General features: G+C 42.4%; 17 protein-coding genes and 1 tRNA gene. 12 read left to right on the top strand and 6 right to left on the bottom strand.

Features of this window, described 5'->3' with window-relative positions; translation table 11 throughout:
* Positions 1-2: 2 nt before the first annotated feature.
* Both A923_RS0116520 and A923_RS0116515 read left to right on the top strand, forming a co-directional pair.
* Positions 3-1,277 (top strand): inorganic phosphate transporter, encoded by a 1,275-nt coding sequence (locus tag A923_RS0116520; protein WP_017222798.1) that lies wholly within the window; start codon positions 3-5, stop codon positions 1,275-1,277.
* A 161-nt stretch (positions 1,278-1,438) separates the two neighbouring features.
* On the top strand, positions 1,439-2,086 hold the full coding sequence (locus tag A923_RS0116515; protein WP_017222797.1) for a TIGR04211 family SH3 domain-containing protein: 648 nt from the start codon (positions 1,439-1,441) through the stop codon (positions 2,084-2,086).
* Positions 2,087-2,208: 122 nt separating this feature from the next.
* On the opposite strand, the gene yaaA is transcribed toward A923_RS0116515, so the two are convergent.
* The 3 genes from yaaA to A923_RS0116500 all read right to left on the bottom strand — a co-directional run bounded on the left by yaaA (position 2,209) and on the right by A923_RS0116500 (position 5,320).
* On the bottom strand, positions 2,209-2,988 hold the full coding sequence (yaaA, locus tag A923_RS0116510; protein WP_017222796.1) for a peroxide stress protein YaaA: 780 nt from the start codon (positions 2,986-2,988) through the stop codon (positions 2,209-2,211).
* Between the two features lie 129 nt (positions 2,989-3,117).
* Positions 3,118-4,233, bottom strand: coding sequence for a PilT/PilU family type 4a pilus ATPase (locus A923_RS0116505; RefSeq protein WP_017222795.1), 1,116 nt, complete (start codon positions 4,231-4,233; stop codon positions 3,118-3,120).
* Positions 4,234-4,285: 52 nt separating this feature from the next.
* Entirely contained in the window at positions 4,286-5,320 is a 1,035-nt protein-coding gene (locus tag A923_RS0116500) for a type IV pilus twitching motility protein PilT (protein WP_026006290.1), read from the bottom strand.
* Between the two features lie 31 nt (positions 5,321-5,351).
* Here A923_RS0116500 and A923_RS0116495 point away from each other — a divergent pair, with 31 nt between their 5' ends.
* From A923_RS0116495 to hemW, 6 genes are all read left to right on the top strand, one after another.
* Positions 5,352-6,047 (top strand): YggS family pyridoxal phosphate-dependent enzyme, encoded by a 696-nt coding sequence (locus tag A923_RS0116495; protein ID WP_017222793.1) that lies wholly within the window; start codon positions 5,352-5,354, stop codon positions 6,045-6,047.
* Between the two features lie 57 nt (positions 6,048-6,104).
* A complete protein-coding gene (gene proC, locus A923_RS0116490) occupies positions 6,105-6,932 on the top strand; it encodes a pyrroline-5-carboxylate reductase (protein ID WP_017222792.1) in 828 nt (275 codons plus the stop codon).
* A 52-nt stretch (positions 6,933-6,984) separates the two neighbouring features.
* Positions 6,985-7,530, top strand: coding sequence for a YggT family protein (locus tag A923_RS0116485; RefSeq protein WP_017222791.1), 546 nt, complete (start codon positions 6,985-6,987; stop codon positions 7,528-7,530).
* A 92-nt stretch (positions 7,531-7,622) separates the two neighbouring features.
* Positions 7,623-8,051, top strand: a complete 429-nt coding sequence (locus A923_RS0116480; protein WP_017222790.1) for a DUF4426 domain-containing protein — start codon at positions 7,623-7,625, stop codon at positions 8,049-8,051.
* A gap of 161 nt (positions 8,052-8,212) precedes the next feature.
* A complete protein-coding gene (locus tag A923_RS0116475; RefSeq protein WP_017222789.1) occupies positions 8,213-8,839 on the top strand; it encodes an XTP/dITP diphosphatase in 627 nt (208 codons plus the stop codon).
* Between the two features lie 14 nt (positions 8,840-8,853).
* Positions 8,854-10,032, top strand: coding sequence for a radical SAM family heme chaperone HemW (hemW, locus tag A923_RS0116470; protein WP_017222788.1), 1,179 nt, complete (start codon positions 8,854-8,856; stop codon positions 10,030-10,032).
* Positions 10,033-10,170: 138 nt separating this feature from the next.
* Here hemW and glsB read toward each other — a convergent pair whose 3' ends face one another.
* From glsB to trmB, 3 genes are all read right to left on the bottom strand, one after another.
* Entirely contained in the window at positions 10,171-11,088 is a 918-nt protein-coding gene (gene glsB / locus A923_RS0116465; protein ID WP_017222787.1) for a glutaminase B, read from the bottom strand.
* 159 nt (positions 11,089-11,247) lie between these two features.
* Positions 11,248-11,586, bottom strand: a complete 339-nt coding sequence (locus A923_RS0116460; RefSeq protein ID WP_017222786.1) for a YggL 50S ribosome-binding family protein — start codon at positions 11,584-11,586, stop codon at positions 11,248-11,250.
* A 12-nt stretch (positions 11,587-11,598) separates the two neighbouring features.
* Positions 11,599-12,339 (bottom strand): tRNA (guanosine(46)-N7)-methyltransferase TrmB, encoded by a 741-nt coding sequence (gene trmB / locus A923_RS0116455; protein ID WP_017222785.1) that lies wholly within the window; start codon positions 12,337-12,339, stop codon positions 11,599-11,601.
* Between the two features lie 151 nt (positions 12,340-12,490).
* Here trmB and mutY point away from each other — a divergent pair, with 151 nt between their 5' ends.
* The 4 genes from mutY (at position 12,491) to A923_RS0116435 (ending at position 15,258) form a co-directional block, all read left to right on the top strand.
* Positions 12,491-13,564 (top strand): A/G-specific adenine glycosylase, encoded by a 1,074-nt coding sequence (gene mutY / locus A923_RS0116450; protein ID WP_017222784.1) that lies wholly within the window; start codon positions 12,491-12,493, stop codon positions 13,562-13,564.
* 1 nt (position 13,565) lies between these two features.
* Positions 13,566-13,835, top strand: coding sequence for an oxidative damage protection protein (locus A923_RS0116445; protein WP_017222783.1), 270 nt, complete (start codon positions 13,566-13,568; stop codon positions 13,833-13,835).
* Positions 13,836-13,899: 64 nt separating this feature from the next.
* A complete protein-coding gene (locus A923_RS0116440) occupies positions 13,900-15,057 on the top strand; it encodes a murein transglycosylase domain-containing protein (RefSeq protein WP_017222782.1) in 1,158 nt (385 codons plus the stop codon).
* Positions 15,058-15,182: 125 nt separating this feature from the next.
* Positions 15,183-15,258, top strand: a tRNA-Phe gene (locus A923_RS0116435).
* Positions 15,259-15,347: the final 89 nt, after the last annotated feature.

The following is a 15,347-nucleotide window of genomic DNA, read 5'->3' as shown; positions in this document are numbered from 1 at the left end:
TAATGGAAATCATTCAAGCATACGGTCCTTATCTACTGATGATGGCAGCAGTCTTTGGCCTTTACATGGCGTGGGGCATCGGTGCAAATGACGTTGCAAACGCAATGGGCACATCTGTTGGTACTAAATCATTAACCGTTAAACAAGCCATTCTTATCGCGATGGTTTTTGAATTTGCTGGCGCTTACTTAGCCGGTGGTGAAGTAACCGATACCGTCCGAAAAGGTATTGTTGACCTTGCGGTCTTTAAAGACAATAACCGTCCAGATGCGCTAGCGTTTGGTATGATCTCGGCGCTACTTGCCGCGGGTACTTGGTTAATGATCGCCTCTATCTTTGGCTGGCCGGTATCAACAACGCACTCTATTGTTGGTGCGATTGTTGGTTTTGCACTCGTGAGTGTTGGCCCTGAGGCTGTACAATGGGGTAAAGCAGGTGGCATCGTAGGGAGTTGGGTAATTACCCCGATACTCTCCGGACTCATCGCTTACGTCACCTTTATGAGTATACAAAAACTCATTTTCGATACCAAAGATCCACTGGCTAACGCTAAACGTTATGTGCCACTCTACATGGCTTTAACAACGTTTGTGATCGCGATGGTAACGATTAAAAAAGGTCTGAAACACGTAGGTTTACACCTAACAACAGCCGAAGGTCTACTGGCTTCTGCCGTGATCAGTTTATTAGTCGCAATCGCTGGTGCCGTATATATCAGTAAACAGAAATACAGCCCAAGTAATGATAAAGATATGCATTTCTCAAACGTAGAGAAAGTATTTGGTATCTTAATGATCATCACTGCTTGTGCGATGGCATTCGCCCATGGTTCAAATGACGTAGCAAACGCGATCGGTCCACTAGCCGCAGTTGTCTCTATCGTTGAACATGGTGGTGAAATTGCTGAGAAAGCTGAAATTACATGGTGGATCTTACCGCTGGGTGGTTTAGGTATCGTGGTTGGTCTAGCGACTATGGGTCATAAAGTAATGTCTACCGTTGGTACCGGCATTACTGAACTAACACCAAGTCGTGGTTTTGCAGCGCAATTAGCAACAGCTACAACGGTTGTTATTGCCTCAGGCTCAGGTTTACCTATCTCAACAACGCAAACCCTTGTGGGTGGCGTTCTGGGTGTGGGTATGGCGCGTGGTATCGCAGCCTTGAACCTAAATGTAGTCAGAACTATTGTGGTATCTTGGATTGTAACGCTACCTGCGGGTGCAATCTTATCAATTATCTTCTACAAGATTTTAGAAGCTATCTTTGTAGTGTAATTGGTTACATTGTTTTGGAAAGGCCATCAATTTGTTGATGGCCTTTTTTGTAAATCCACTCAATTTCTATTTTTATGATGGTAAAATAGCATCTGAGGCTTGTCGAAATTCGATTTTATACTTATTATGCTTATCAGAATATTTCGTCTACAGGACATCTTGTGAAGATCAAAAAACTCATTATAGCAACACTGCTAACACTCGTTAGTTTATCGAGCTTTGCGAAAGAAACACGTTACATCAGTGATGACGTGTCTATTTTTATGCATTCAGGCCCGGGCACTCAATATCGCATCATTGGCACAATTAAAGCCGGTGAAGCCGTCACCTATTTACAGACTAATGCTGGCTCTAACTATGTGCAAATCACCACAAGTAAGAACAAAACAGCTTGGATTGATGGTGCATCACTATCACGCCAAGTAAGTTTGAAAATTCGTACACCGAAGTTACAAGCTGAATTGGCAAAAACCAAACAAGCTTTAGCGAAAATCAACGGTAAAAACTCTGCAGCAATGGCAGAATTAACGGCTGCTAATAGTGATGAACTGGCAGAAAAAGAAGCGGGCATTGCAGCGCAATCAAATAATATCGCGTCTTTAACCGCTGAAAATACGGCATTGACTGCTGAAGCAGTACGTTTACGTAACGAAAATGAGCAACTATCAACGCGCTTAGATACCAAAGAAGAAGACGAACAACATCGCTTTATTCTGCTTGGTGCCTTGATTCTTGCTGCAGGTTTAATTGCCGGATTAATCATTCCATCAATTCGTTTCCGTAGAAAGAAAAATAACGGCTGGGATTAATTCAGTCATATTTGACAAGATAATCAGCGGCTAATAGCCAGATACAAAAAAGGATATTCAATTGAATATCCTTTTTTATGAGCGCTGATTTAAAACTCTTTGCTATCCACAATACAGATTAATTACTTAAAAATTTCATCACGCTTAAACACCAACTCTATATCCGTTGATTCCGCTTCGCAATAATAATAACCATCAGTATCAAATGCCGTTAGTTGTGCAACATCCGTTAGTTGATTATCAATAATGTAACGCGCCATTAAACCACGTGCTTTTTTGGCGTAAAAACTAATAATTTTGAATTTACCCGCTTTGCAGTCTTTAAATACCGGCGTGATCACGCGGCCTTTTAAACGTTTCTTTTGCACCGCTTTAAAGTACTCATTTGACGCTAAATTAATTAATAATTTATCGCCTTGTGCAGCCAAGGTTTCGTTCACTTTATCGGTAACGATATCACCCCAGAATTGATACAAGTTAGTACCACGGTCATTGGCTAGCTTGGTGCCCATTTCTAAACGGTAGGCTTTAATCAAATCAAGCGGTCGCAGTAAACCATATAACCCAGATAAGATACGGAAATGCTGTTGCGCAAACGCCATATCGTCAGCGCTAAAGCTTTCCGCATCCAAACCCGTATACACATCGCCTTTAAAGGCAAATACCGCCTGCTTGGCATTCTCCGGGGTAAACTCACTCGACCATTCAGTAAAACGAGCCACGTTCAACCCAGCTAATTTATCACTAATTTTCATCAATGATGATAAATCCATTGGCGTTAATTGACGGCAAACATCAATCAGCTCTGCCGAATGTACGTTCAAATCAGCTTGGCTATACTGCTCGATGACAGGTGGCGTTTCAAAATCGAGCGTTTTAGCCGGTGATACTACGATTAACATAACTTTTCCTTACTTCTTTTAAACTGACGTTAACGGTGGTGACTGTGATGATGTTCAATCTCGACGGTGATTATAACGCCGAGATGAACCACCTTGCTACTACAAACTATGACTGACGATTACAGCCGACTACAAGGCTTCAATCGTGATCCCATCCAGCATACTATCACCGCCAGCTTGGCCTTGATTTAACTTAATCATTAAGCGTAAATCATTTGGCGAATCAGCATGATGTAGAGCTTCGGTATAACTGATCATATTGGTGTTATAAAGTTCTAACAACGCTTGGTCAAACGTTTGCATCCCCAATTCTACGGACTTGGTCATCACTTCTTTAATTTTATGCAGCTCATTTTTACGAATTAATTCGCTCACCAAAGGGCTATTTAACAAAATTTCAAATGCACCACGGCGACTTGTACCGCCTTGAACCGGAATTAATTGCTGCGCAACAATGGCTTTTAAGTTAAGCGACAAGTCATACAACAATTGCGCATGTTTCTCTTTTGGCACCAAGTGTAAAATACGGTCGATAGCTTGGTTCGCATTGGTGGCATGTAACGTCGCCATACATAAGTGACCGGTTTCAGCAAACGCCAACGCAAATTCCATGGTTTCTTGCGAACGGATCTCACCAATCAGGATCACATCAGGGGCCTGACGTAATGAACTCTTCAAGGCATCTTCAAACGAATCGGTATCAATTCCCACTTCACGCTGGGTGACAATACAGCTTTGGTGTTCATGCACAAATTCAATAGGATCTTCAATGGTTAAGATATGCCCCGATGAGTTTTGATTACGATAACCCACCATCGCGGCTTGGGTGGTTGATTTACCCGATCCCGTGGCTCCAACAACTAGCACTAAGCCACGTTTTTCTAATGCAGTGTGCTTTAACACTGCAGGCAGATATAAGTCGTCCATTGCCGGGATTTCAGTTTCAATACGACGAATAACCATGCCCGCTTTTTCTAATTGCCAAAATGCACTGACACGGAAACGCCCAATATCTGGCATCAAGATACCAAAATTAGACTCTTTGGTGCGGCAGAACGAAGCGTACTCATCCTCAGACATGGCTTCTTTCACCAAGGCTAATGATTGCTCCGCCGTTAATTTGTGCTCTGATATCGCCCGTAAAGAGCCATGTACTTTCACTGTCGGCGCAATACCCGCAGAAATATACATATCAGAACCTTCGATCTTTTTCATCGCACTAAAGAGTTGCGGTAGCATGGCCATGTTATTCATCCTTAAAAACTGTTCATTTATTTTCAAACACTTTTATTCATGTTTAAAAACTTTGTTGATCAACCGCTCTAATGCGCGCTTCTTCCGTCGTGACAATACCCATATTAACCAATTCACGTAATGATTGATCTAATGTTTGCATGCCGTGCATCATACCTGTTTGGATCACCGAATACATCTGCGCGACTTTATCTTCACGGATCAAGTTACGAATAGCAGGTGTGCCCAACATGATCTCATGGGCGGCAACACGACCACCACCGGTACGTTTTAATAACGTTTGCGAAATTACCGCACGCAGTGATTCAGACAACATAGATCGCACCATGTCTTTTTCTTGTCCTGGGAATACATCGACAATACGGTCAATGGTTTTCGCTGCAGAGGTCGTATGCAAGGTACCAAACACTAAGTGTCCGGTTTCCGCCGCGGTTAATGCCAAGCGGATGGTTTCTAAATCACGCATTTCACCCACTAAAATAACATCCGGATCTTCACGTAATGCCGAACGTAATGCGGCATTAAAGCTCTTGGTATCACGGAATACTTCACGCTGATTGATCAGGCTTTTCTTATTTTGGTGTACAAATTCAATGGGATCTTCTATGGTCAAAATGTGCTTATGCTGGTGCTCATTAATATGATCGACCATCGCCGCCAATGTTGTCGATTTACCAGAACCAGTCGGCCCAGTCACTAATACTAAACCACGTGGCAAGTTAACCAGATCATGCAGAATATCTGGCACACTTAACTCGGCCATGGTTTTTATTTCACTGGGAATAGTACGAAACGTTGCTGCTGGACCACGGTGTTGATTAAATGCATTCACACGAAAACGGGCAACATTCATAATTTCAAAAGAAAAATCGACTTCCAAATGTTCTTCATAGTCTTTGCGTTGTTTATCATCCATAATGTCATAAATCAGCGCATGTACTTGTTTAGCGTCAAAAGCTGGTAAGTTTATTTTACGTACATCACCATCCACGCGGATCATCGGTGGCACACCCGAAGAAAGGTGTAGATCTGATGCGTTATGCTTTACACTAAATGTAAGTAACTCTGTAACATCCATATTCTTTTTAACCTCATTTGCAAGTAACATCATGAATAGTATATCAACACGATTACAACAGGTTCTGACTCAAATTGACAACGCGGCAAGCACATCTTGCAAAAAAAGGTCTGAAATTAACCTGCTTGCAGTAAGTAAAACCAAGCCAGTTGAACAAGTCATGGCAGTTTACGCACTCGGACAGCGTAAGTTTGGTGAAAACTACCTGCAAGAGGCAGTAGAAAAAATTACTCACCTACAACAAGACGGTCATTACGACGATATTGAGTGGCATTTTATTGGTCCTATCCAATCGAATAAAACCCGTCCAATCGCCGAGCATTTTGATTGGGTGCAGAGCATAGACCGGTTAAAAGTGGCGCAGCGACTCAATGATCAACGCCCTGCTGAAATGGCGAAATTGAACATCTGCATTCAAGTGAATATCAGTGCAGAAGACAGTAAATCAGGTGCGGACCTAGCACAAGCATGCCTGTTAGCCGAGCAAGTGACGCAGCTACCCAATTTGGTATTACGTGGGATCATGGCAATCCCAGAAAAAACAGCTGACCTCGACAAGCTTAAATCGCAATTTAACCAGCTTGAATCGTTGTATTTATCACTTCAGCACCAATATAACCAAATAGACACGTTATCGATGGGCATGACCAACGATATGGAACTTGCCATTGCGCAAGGCAGCAACATGGTACGTGTTGGCACTGCTATTTTCGGTGCACGCGGCTGATCGCTCCGTTGTTATGGAATTACACAGTAATGAGCAAATATAAGGAATTAAACACGCATGATCACGAATAAGAAAATCGCCTTTATCGGTGCAGGTAATATGGCAAGCAGCCTTATCGGCGGCATGATCACAGATGGCTACCCTGCAGAATTAATTTATGCAGCAAGTCCGACGCGCACACGCTTAGATGTACTTGAAGAAAAATTTGCCATTAATACCACCCAAGACAATCACTTTGCCGTTGCACAAGCAGATATTATTATTCTGGCCGTAAAACCGCAATTGATGGGCGATGTGTGCTCTCACTTGGCTGAACAGAGTAGCGATTACCGTGGTAAGTTATTTGTTTCCGTTGCCGCCGGTGTCACGGTTGAGCGTTTACAGAGTTTACTTGCTGACAATCAGCCTATCGTTCGTACTATGCCGAATACACCAGCATTAGTACAAAAAGGCATGACGGGTTTATTCCCATCGCCAGAAGTGTCTGATGAAGATATCAAAACTATCGACCAAATTATGATGGCAGTCGGTAAAACTTGCTGGGTTGATAACGAAGCGGACTTAAATACCATTATTGCCGCAACAGGTAGTTCACCGGCTTATTTCTTCTTATTCATGGAAGCAATGCAAGAAAGCATTATCGGCATGGGCTTCAGTCAACAGCAAGCAAGAGAATTAGTCCAGCAAGCGGCGGCAGGTTCGGCTGAATTAGTCATCCAAAACCCACACATTGATTTAGCGACATTACGTCAAAATGTCACCTCAAAAGGTGGCACGACAGCCGAAGCAATTCGTACTTTTGAAGAACAAAACTTGCGCGCAACTGTCAATACAGCAATGCAAGCAGCGGTTTCTCGTGCTGAAGAAATGCAAAAACTTTTTTAACGATGAATCGACGAACAATTAACTCACTACCAATTAACTTAAAGGGTAATTTATGAACGCGGCTAACTTTTTGGTCAGTATTTTATTTGAAACATACATTCTCATCATACTGTTACGTATATGGTTACAACTGGCCCGTGCTGATTTTTATAATCCGATGAGCCAATTTATTGTCAAAGCAACACAACCCGTTGTCCGCCCGCTACGTCGTGTGATCCCGAGTATCGGTGGCTTGGACCTTGCATCAGTGGTCTTTGCCTATGCAGTAGCCTGCGTGATGATTTATACTTTATTCGGACTGCAGACGGGCGCGGTAGCCCCTATCCAAGATGTATTACTTTTCGCTGCAATTAAATTGCTTAAACAATGCTTTAGCCTAGTATTCTACGTATTAATTTTACGTGCTATTTTAAGCTGGGTTAGCAAAGGTAGCAGCCCTATTGAAAATGTATTATCACAGCTAAGTGAACCGATTTTATCCCCTATCCGTCGTATTATTCCGGCAATTGGCGGTCTAGACTTATCGATGCTAGTGGCGATTTTAGGCCTGCAATTTTTACAAATACTAATCGGTGACCTTACTGGTATTCCATTCTAGTATCGCTATGCCATTTTAGTACTATTATTCAATTTTAGTAACGCTAAATTAATGCAGAGCCAGCCTCTGCATTAACCTTCTAAGGAGCTCACATGCCAGCATTATTTAAATCTTTATTACTTTCCCTAACGTTATTATGCTCTGCGAATGCCAGCGCAGAACAAATGCAAAAATTAGGTGATTGGGATGTACATTACATTGCGTTTCCAAGTACATTTTTAACCGCTGACGTCGCATCAACTTATGATATCAACCGCAGTAAATACTTAGGTATTATCAATATTTCAGTGCTTGATAGTGATACCCAAAAAGCCCAAGCAGTGACAATGACAGTCACGGCACGTAATTTACTCGGTAATATTCGTGAATTAGAAGTCCGTGAAATTCGTGAACAAAATGCGATTTACTACATTGCAGAAGTACCGCATCGTAACGAAGAAACTTACCGAATTAAGGCAACGTTAAACAGCGGTAATCAAACTCAAGAGCTAAAATTCCAACAGAAGTTTTATGTTGATTAGGCTTTATCCATGATTAGCAATCCTGTATAACCTGACTGCAAATAAGAATACGATGATTAAATGATAGCGCGATGCCAGCGTTCATTTAATCAATCGTTTTTAACGCTGTTTAATAAATCACTATTTTTAATAGTTTTTAAATAAATCATATAAGGCCCACCATGTCTAAAGTTGTTCTCGCTACTGGTAATCCAGGCAAAGTTCGTGAAATGTCAGCACTGCTTGCTGAGTTTGGTCTTGAAGTACTTCCACAAAGTGATTTCAATATTGTCGAAGCCGATGAGACTGGCACCACATTTATCGAAAATGCCATTATCAAAGCTAAACACGCAGCAACATTGACAGGTCTACCTGCAATTGCAGATGATTCCGGTTTAGCGGTTGACGCGCTGCAAGGTGTACCGGGTATTTACTCTGCGCGTTATGCAGGTGTCGATGCCAGCGATCGTGATAACTTATTAAAGCTATTAGATGCGCTAAAAGGCGTACCAACAGCGCAACGTACCGCGCGTTTCCATTGTGTATTGGTTTACATGACCCATGCTGAAGATCCAACACCATTAGTCTGTCACGGCAGCTGGGATGGCGTGATCACCGAGCAACCAAGTGGTGAAGACGGTTTTGGTTACGATCCTATTTTCTTTGTTGAATCGGAAGGGTGCACATCAGCAGAACTGACTAAACAACGTAAAAGTGAACTCAGTCACCGTGGCCAAGCTCTGACGAAATTGCTCGCGGCAATGCACGAGCAACAAACTCGATTAGCTGCACGATCAACTGCATTATAATGGTTACTCCGCTAATGACTGACACGCTAACGACAACAACTGACTCAGTATTACCGATGCGTTTACCGCCGTTGAGCTTGTATGTGCATATTCCTTGGTGTGTACAAAAATGCCCGTACTGTGACTTCAACTCACACACTCAAAAGGGCAAGATCCCTGAAGCTGAATACATTGCCGATCTACTGGCTGATTTACGCAGTGAATTACCGCGAGTATTCCAACGATCGTTACACTCGATCTTTATTGGTGGCGGCACTCCAAGTTTGATCAGCGCTGAAGGTATTGGTCAAATACTCGATGGGGTTGAAGCGATGATCCCATTTAGTGACAATATCGAGATCACCATGGAAGCCAACCCGGGTACGGTCGAAGCCGATCGTTTTCACGGTTATGTGGCGGCTGGTGTCAATCGTATTTCCATTGGTGTGCAAAGCTTACAAGCTGAAAAGCTCAATTTATTAGGCCGTATTCACGATCCTGATGAAGCGATCCGTGCAGCCAATATTGCCACTGAATCTGCACTCAATTCATTCAATTTAGATTTGATGCATGGCTTGCCACATCAAGATCTTAGCGATGCATTATATGATTTAAACAAAGCAGTAGAGTTAGCGCCGTCGCACTTATCTTGGTATCAATTAACCATCGAGCAGAACACCCAATTTCACTCTAAACCACCAACCTTGCCCGATGAAGATATTCTCTGGGATATTTTTGAACAAGGTCATGCACTGCTCAGTGAAGCCGGTTATGAACAATATGAGATATCGGGATATGCCAAAGCCGGTAAGCAATGTCAGCATAACTTAAACTATTGGCGTTTTGGGGACTATATCGGTATTGGCTGTGGCGCGCACGGTAAGCTAACTGAACCAGAGACAGGTCAGATAGTTCGTCGTAGCAAAGTAAAGCATCCACGCGGGTATATGGACGCTGATAAATCATTTTTAGACAATGAACACGTTGTTGCGCAAGACGAACTGCCATTTGAATTCTTTATGAATCGTTTTCGCTTAATCGAAGCGACACCAAAACAAGATTTTTGTGACTTTACCGGATTACCATTATCCACGGTCAGTGCACAAATTAAGGCCGCGATACAGAAAGGTTTATTAACTGAAACCGCAACACATTGGCAAGTAACCCAACTCGGTCATCGTTACCTCAATAGCTTATTCGATCTGTTTCTTTAGTTAACGACTCTCGATTAAGAATTAAAATTAAAAGAAATAAGAAATTAAAAGGGGCGCAATAATCACTTATTGCGCCCCTTTTGCTATCTGAATCACTTAGATTAAATCAATAACAGCCGCTCTCTGTAGCCGTTAATGTTAAAATATCGAATGGCCAAAACGTTCACTAAACAGCTCTAACGCTGCCGTGCCTACCAGTGAATTGCCTGATTCATTCAGTTCTGGCGACCACACGCAAACCGTTAACTCACCTGGGATCACGGCGACAATACCGCCACCGACACCACTTTTCGCTGGCATGCCAACACGGAAAGCAAAATCACCTGATTCATCATACAAACCACAGGTTGCCAGCAAGGCATTTAAACGGCGCGTACAACGCTCACTTACCAAGCTTTTATTGCGATGACACGGTAAGCCTTTCTTCGCTAAAAACGAGAATGCAGTCGCCAGTTCCACACAATTCATATTAATCGCACAGTAACTAAAATAACTCTGTAATACCGTTTCCACATCGTTATTAAAATTACCGTGAGATTTCATCAAATAAGCAATCGCGGCATTACGTGCCATGTGTTCAAATTCAGAGTCAGCGACAGTATGATCGATATAAATATCGGTTGAATTAGCCAATTTACGTAACAATTCTAACATCCGTTGCTTAGGTGCCGACAAACGGCTTTGCAACATATCAGCCACCACTAATGCACCCGCGTTAATAAACGGATTACGTGGTTTACCTTTTTCATATTCTAATTGAATCAGTGAATTGTACGCTTGCCCTGACGGTTCTCGCCCCACTCGGGTCCACAACTCATCTTCCGAAAAGCGCGTTAACGCCGCCGTTAATGCAAATACTTTCGAAATACTTTGAATCGAAAAACGCTCGATAGCGTCACCCGCAGTAAACACCTCACCATTGGCCATACACACAGCAATACCCAATTGGTTGGGGTTTACGTTTGCTAACGCTGGAATGTAATTGGCAACATTGCCTTCACCAATTAACGGACGAACGACGTCGAGCAGTTCTTCTAGAGATGCGTTAGAAAGCATAAATACCTGTATAAAATGAGGTGTTCGGTGTGCTATAGAAAGCGGGAACAAAGTGGAAAAAGAGTAAGTTATCGAGCGTATAGAAGTAAGATAACAAATAACCGACTGTGTCAGTAATGAAACTTAACGAACAGTCGGCTTAGCGATTAGTGAGTCAGCTTATTCGCCTTCTTCACCGTACCACAAATCAAATAACGGGCTAACAATCAGGTTTTGAACACCTTTTGCTTCTAACCAAGTTTTCACTTGCTCACGTTGTGCTTCAGTACATTTACCGTGGGTCTCAGTACAAATCATACCATCCCATTGCAAGTTGCCATCAGCAGCAAACGCCAATTTATTTGGATCGATAACATCAGCAATTAAACCATCTAAGATAGCGTCAATTTGATCTTCAGTTGTACCTTCAGCGAAATCCCAAGAAAGATCAAAACCTAGTTCTTGGAATTCATCTACACGTAGTTTCTTACGTAGACGACGATTACGATTTGTAGCCATTATTACCTCGAATTATTTAGTACGTTTATAAATAATATCCCAAACGCCGTGACCTAAACGGTGACCACGCTGTTCGAATTTTGTTAATGGACGCCAATCAGGACGTGGAACAAAGTTCCCTTCTGCAGCAGTATTTTCATAACCTGGTGCAACAACCATTACTTCAATCATATGCTCGGCATAGTTTTCCCAGTCCGTAGCCATATGGAAGATACCACCTAAGCTCAGTTTTTGGCGAATACTTTCTGCAAAACTAGCTTGTACGATACGACGTTTGTGATGACGCGTCTTGTGCCAAGGGTCTGGGAAAAATAATTGCATGCCCGCTAATCCACTATCAGGGATACAATCCGCTAATACTTCAACGGCATCATGGCAGAATACGCGTAAGTTAGTCACACCACGTTCGCCAGCAGCCATTAGACATGCGCCAACACCTGGTGAATGAACTTCAATACCGATAAAGTTTTTCTCTGGAGAGGCTGCAGCCATTTCAACTAAAGATGCGCCCATACCAAAACCAATTTCTAATGTTACTGGGTTATCGTTACCAAAAACCTCAGAAAAATCGAGCATGCCCATGTCATGATCTAGACCCATCGTTGGCCAAAAATCTTTCATAGCGGCTTCCTGGCCTTTGGTTAAACGTCCTTCACGTAAAACAAAACTTCTCACTTTACGGATGCGTTGACCGTCTTCTGTTAATTCAGGATCTGCTATTCTTTTATGCTCAGTTATTTTATGTTCAGTCATTTTTTATCCAGTCGCCGTTATGACAGGTTAATCGCCATAATCTATATAAATTTATCTGTTAATTCGGGCATTATCCAAAGATAACTGAATTTGGCAAGTTTTGTGTGGCATAATTTCCGCCTAATTTGCCCATAATTGCTAAAAATACCCGATGACATCGCTATTAGAAAATAATAAAGACACATTTGCCCCGCGGGTACTTGCTTGGTTTAAAGACTTTGGCCGTAAAGATTTACCTTGGCAACGATACCACGAACCTTATCCAACATGGTTAAGTGAAGTGATGTTACAACAGACCCAAGTCAGCACCGTGATCCCTTATTTCACCACGTTTATGGAAAAATTTCCCACAGTAACCGATTTGGCCAATGCCCACATCGATGAAGTTTTACATTTATGGACAGGACTAGGTTATTACGCACGCGGCCGCAATTTACATAAAGCAGCGCAATTAATTCGCGATGAATACCAAGGCGTATTCCCAACCGAATTTGAACAAGTTTTAGCATTACCGGGCGTGGGTCGTTCTACAGCGGGCGCTGTATTGTCATTATCGTTAAATCAACCACACCCGATTTTAGATGGTAACGTCAAACGGGTATTAACCCGCTGGGGCGCGATTGAAGGTTGGTATGGGGTAAAAGCAGTCGAGAATAAGCTATGGGCACTATCTGAAGAGCTGACACCATTACAACAAACTGCCAATTATAATCAGGTGATGATGGATCTCGGTGCAACCGTTTGTACCCGCAGTCGACCAGATTGTGACATTTGCCCGGTTAATGATGATTGTAAAGCCCGTGCGATGGGCACGCCGACCGCATTCCCGACCCCGAAACCGAAAAAAACAATTCCGGTACGCACGGTACAAATGTTGTTGTTAAAGCAAGGTTCAAGCCTGTGTTTACAACAACGACCACCGACGGGGATCTGGGGGGGACTCTGGTGTTTCCCAGAACGTGATGACAATTTATCACTCGAAGAACAGTTGGCGCAATTTGGCATCAGCGAGTTTAGCACCCAAGAATTAACTGGGTTTAGACATACCTTTAGCCACTTCCATCTGGATATCAGTCCTTTGTTAGTCGAAATAAAAGCCACAACAAGTACGCAAATAATGGAATCTGAAGGGACTCTTTGGTATAACATAGAGCAACCGGCAACTGTGGGATTAGCAGCTGCAACTAAAAAATTATTAACATCTCAAGCATTGAGAGAGGCATAACATGGCTAGAATGGTTTTCTGCACACGCTTACAAAAAGAAGCGGAAGGTTTACGTTTTCAACTTTATCCTGGTGAAGTAGGCAAACGTATTTTTGATCATATTTCCCAAGAAGCATGGTCTGAATGGCAGCAAAAACAAACTATGCTGCTGAACGAAAAAAAATTAAACATGATGGATGAAAATGATCGCATATTTCTTGAACAAGAAATGGTCAAGTACCTGTTCGAAGGTCAAGACGTAATCATTGAAGGCTTTACCCCAAAAGCTTAATCCTATTGCCTAGCGCGGACTCCTCACGCTAGGCAAATTTCCAACCCAAAGAACCAATCACCTTATGGCTATATACCGCATTCTATTAATCGCTATCAGTTGCAGTGTTTTAGCTGCTTGCTCGATGAGTGACTATCAGCACTCTGTCGAACTCGCCGCGCTCAATAACAACAGCCAAGCCTTAGAGCGCCTTGCTTATCAGCAACCGAATTACCGCGCGAAGACAGAACAATCAAACGACAAAGACAATACCGCACTTAACACCATAAAAACTGATTATCGCAGCGAAGTAACCAACCTTTGGGGTGATAGCAGCAACGCATTTTCAAGCAATTACCGTTATGTCAAATATACTAACGATTATCGTAGCCGCGCTATTATCGATTTCGAGCAAGGCACTGTGCGTGTCGAGACGCTAGAACAACAGAATAGCCAGCAATACCTCAAGCAAGCGATTGAATATACGCTACTCGCACCGCAGCAGCCTAAGTACACCGATTTCTACAACAGCTACACATCTGAAATTAAAGGCACGCCTTTTCTATATCAACAGGTAAAAGACAACGACGGTAAAGCCATGAAATGGCATTGGCGCGCGTCTCGCTATGCAAACTACTTAATTAAACATAAGCGTAAGCAAGTAACCGTTAATGGTAATCAGATCACCAGCGTATCTTTTACACTTAGTAGCAATCATACTAAAATCCGTCAGCAGCGTTATCAAGCCCAGATTAACCAAGCTGCACAGCGCTATAAAATTGATAAAAACGTCGTTACTGCGATGATCCAGGTCGATAGCTTATTTAATCCTTATGCACTCAACAGCCAGGGCCGCATTGGCTTAATGCAAATTTCCAGTTCGATTGGCCAGGATGTATTTCATCAACAAAAAAAATACCCTTTTAAGCCGCAACCAAACTGGCTGTTTAATACCAACAACAACCTCGACATTGGCAGCAGTTATTTAAATTTATTAGATAAACAGTATCTTAAAGCGATTAACAATCCTAAATCTCGCTACTATGCCATGCTGGCAAGTTATATAGCTGGACCACAAAATATGTTGCAAACCTTCTCGAAGAACAAAAAAGAAGCATTAAGTATTATAAATGACTTATCTTCATATGAGGTTTACCAGAGTTTCACGAATAGTCAGTCTCGGGCCGATATGAAAAACTATGTCTCTGAGGTAAACCGTCATTTCCGTCAATTTAGCCGTTAAGCGTCAACAAAATACACTTATTGATGGTTAATCAGACAGTGGGTAGTGTTAACGCATCTTATTTTACTTAAACCGAGTGAAACAGTTGACGGATCGGCCTAAATTCTATTTAATGACGCTCCATTGCCCGAATAGCTCAGTTGGTAGAGCAGAGGATTGAAAATCCTCGTGTCCCTGGTTCAATTCCGGGTTCGGGCACCAAAATTTGGAAAGAATAAAAAAGTGTAATATTGACTTGTTTTTTAAAATGAAGATGATATTATGCGACACGCATTTAGTGCCGACTTAGC

Origin of the sequence: Moritella dasanensis ArB 0140 (assembly GCF_000276805.1) — a bacterium.
GTDB lineage: Bacteria > Pseudomonadota > Gammaproteobacteria > Enterobacterales > Moritellaceae > Moritella > Moritella dasanensis.
The sequence above is the reverse complement of the archived record's forward strand: the minus strand, read 5'-3'. Positions and strand labels throughout refer to the sequence as shown.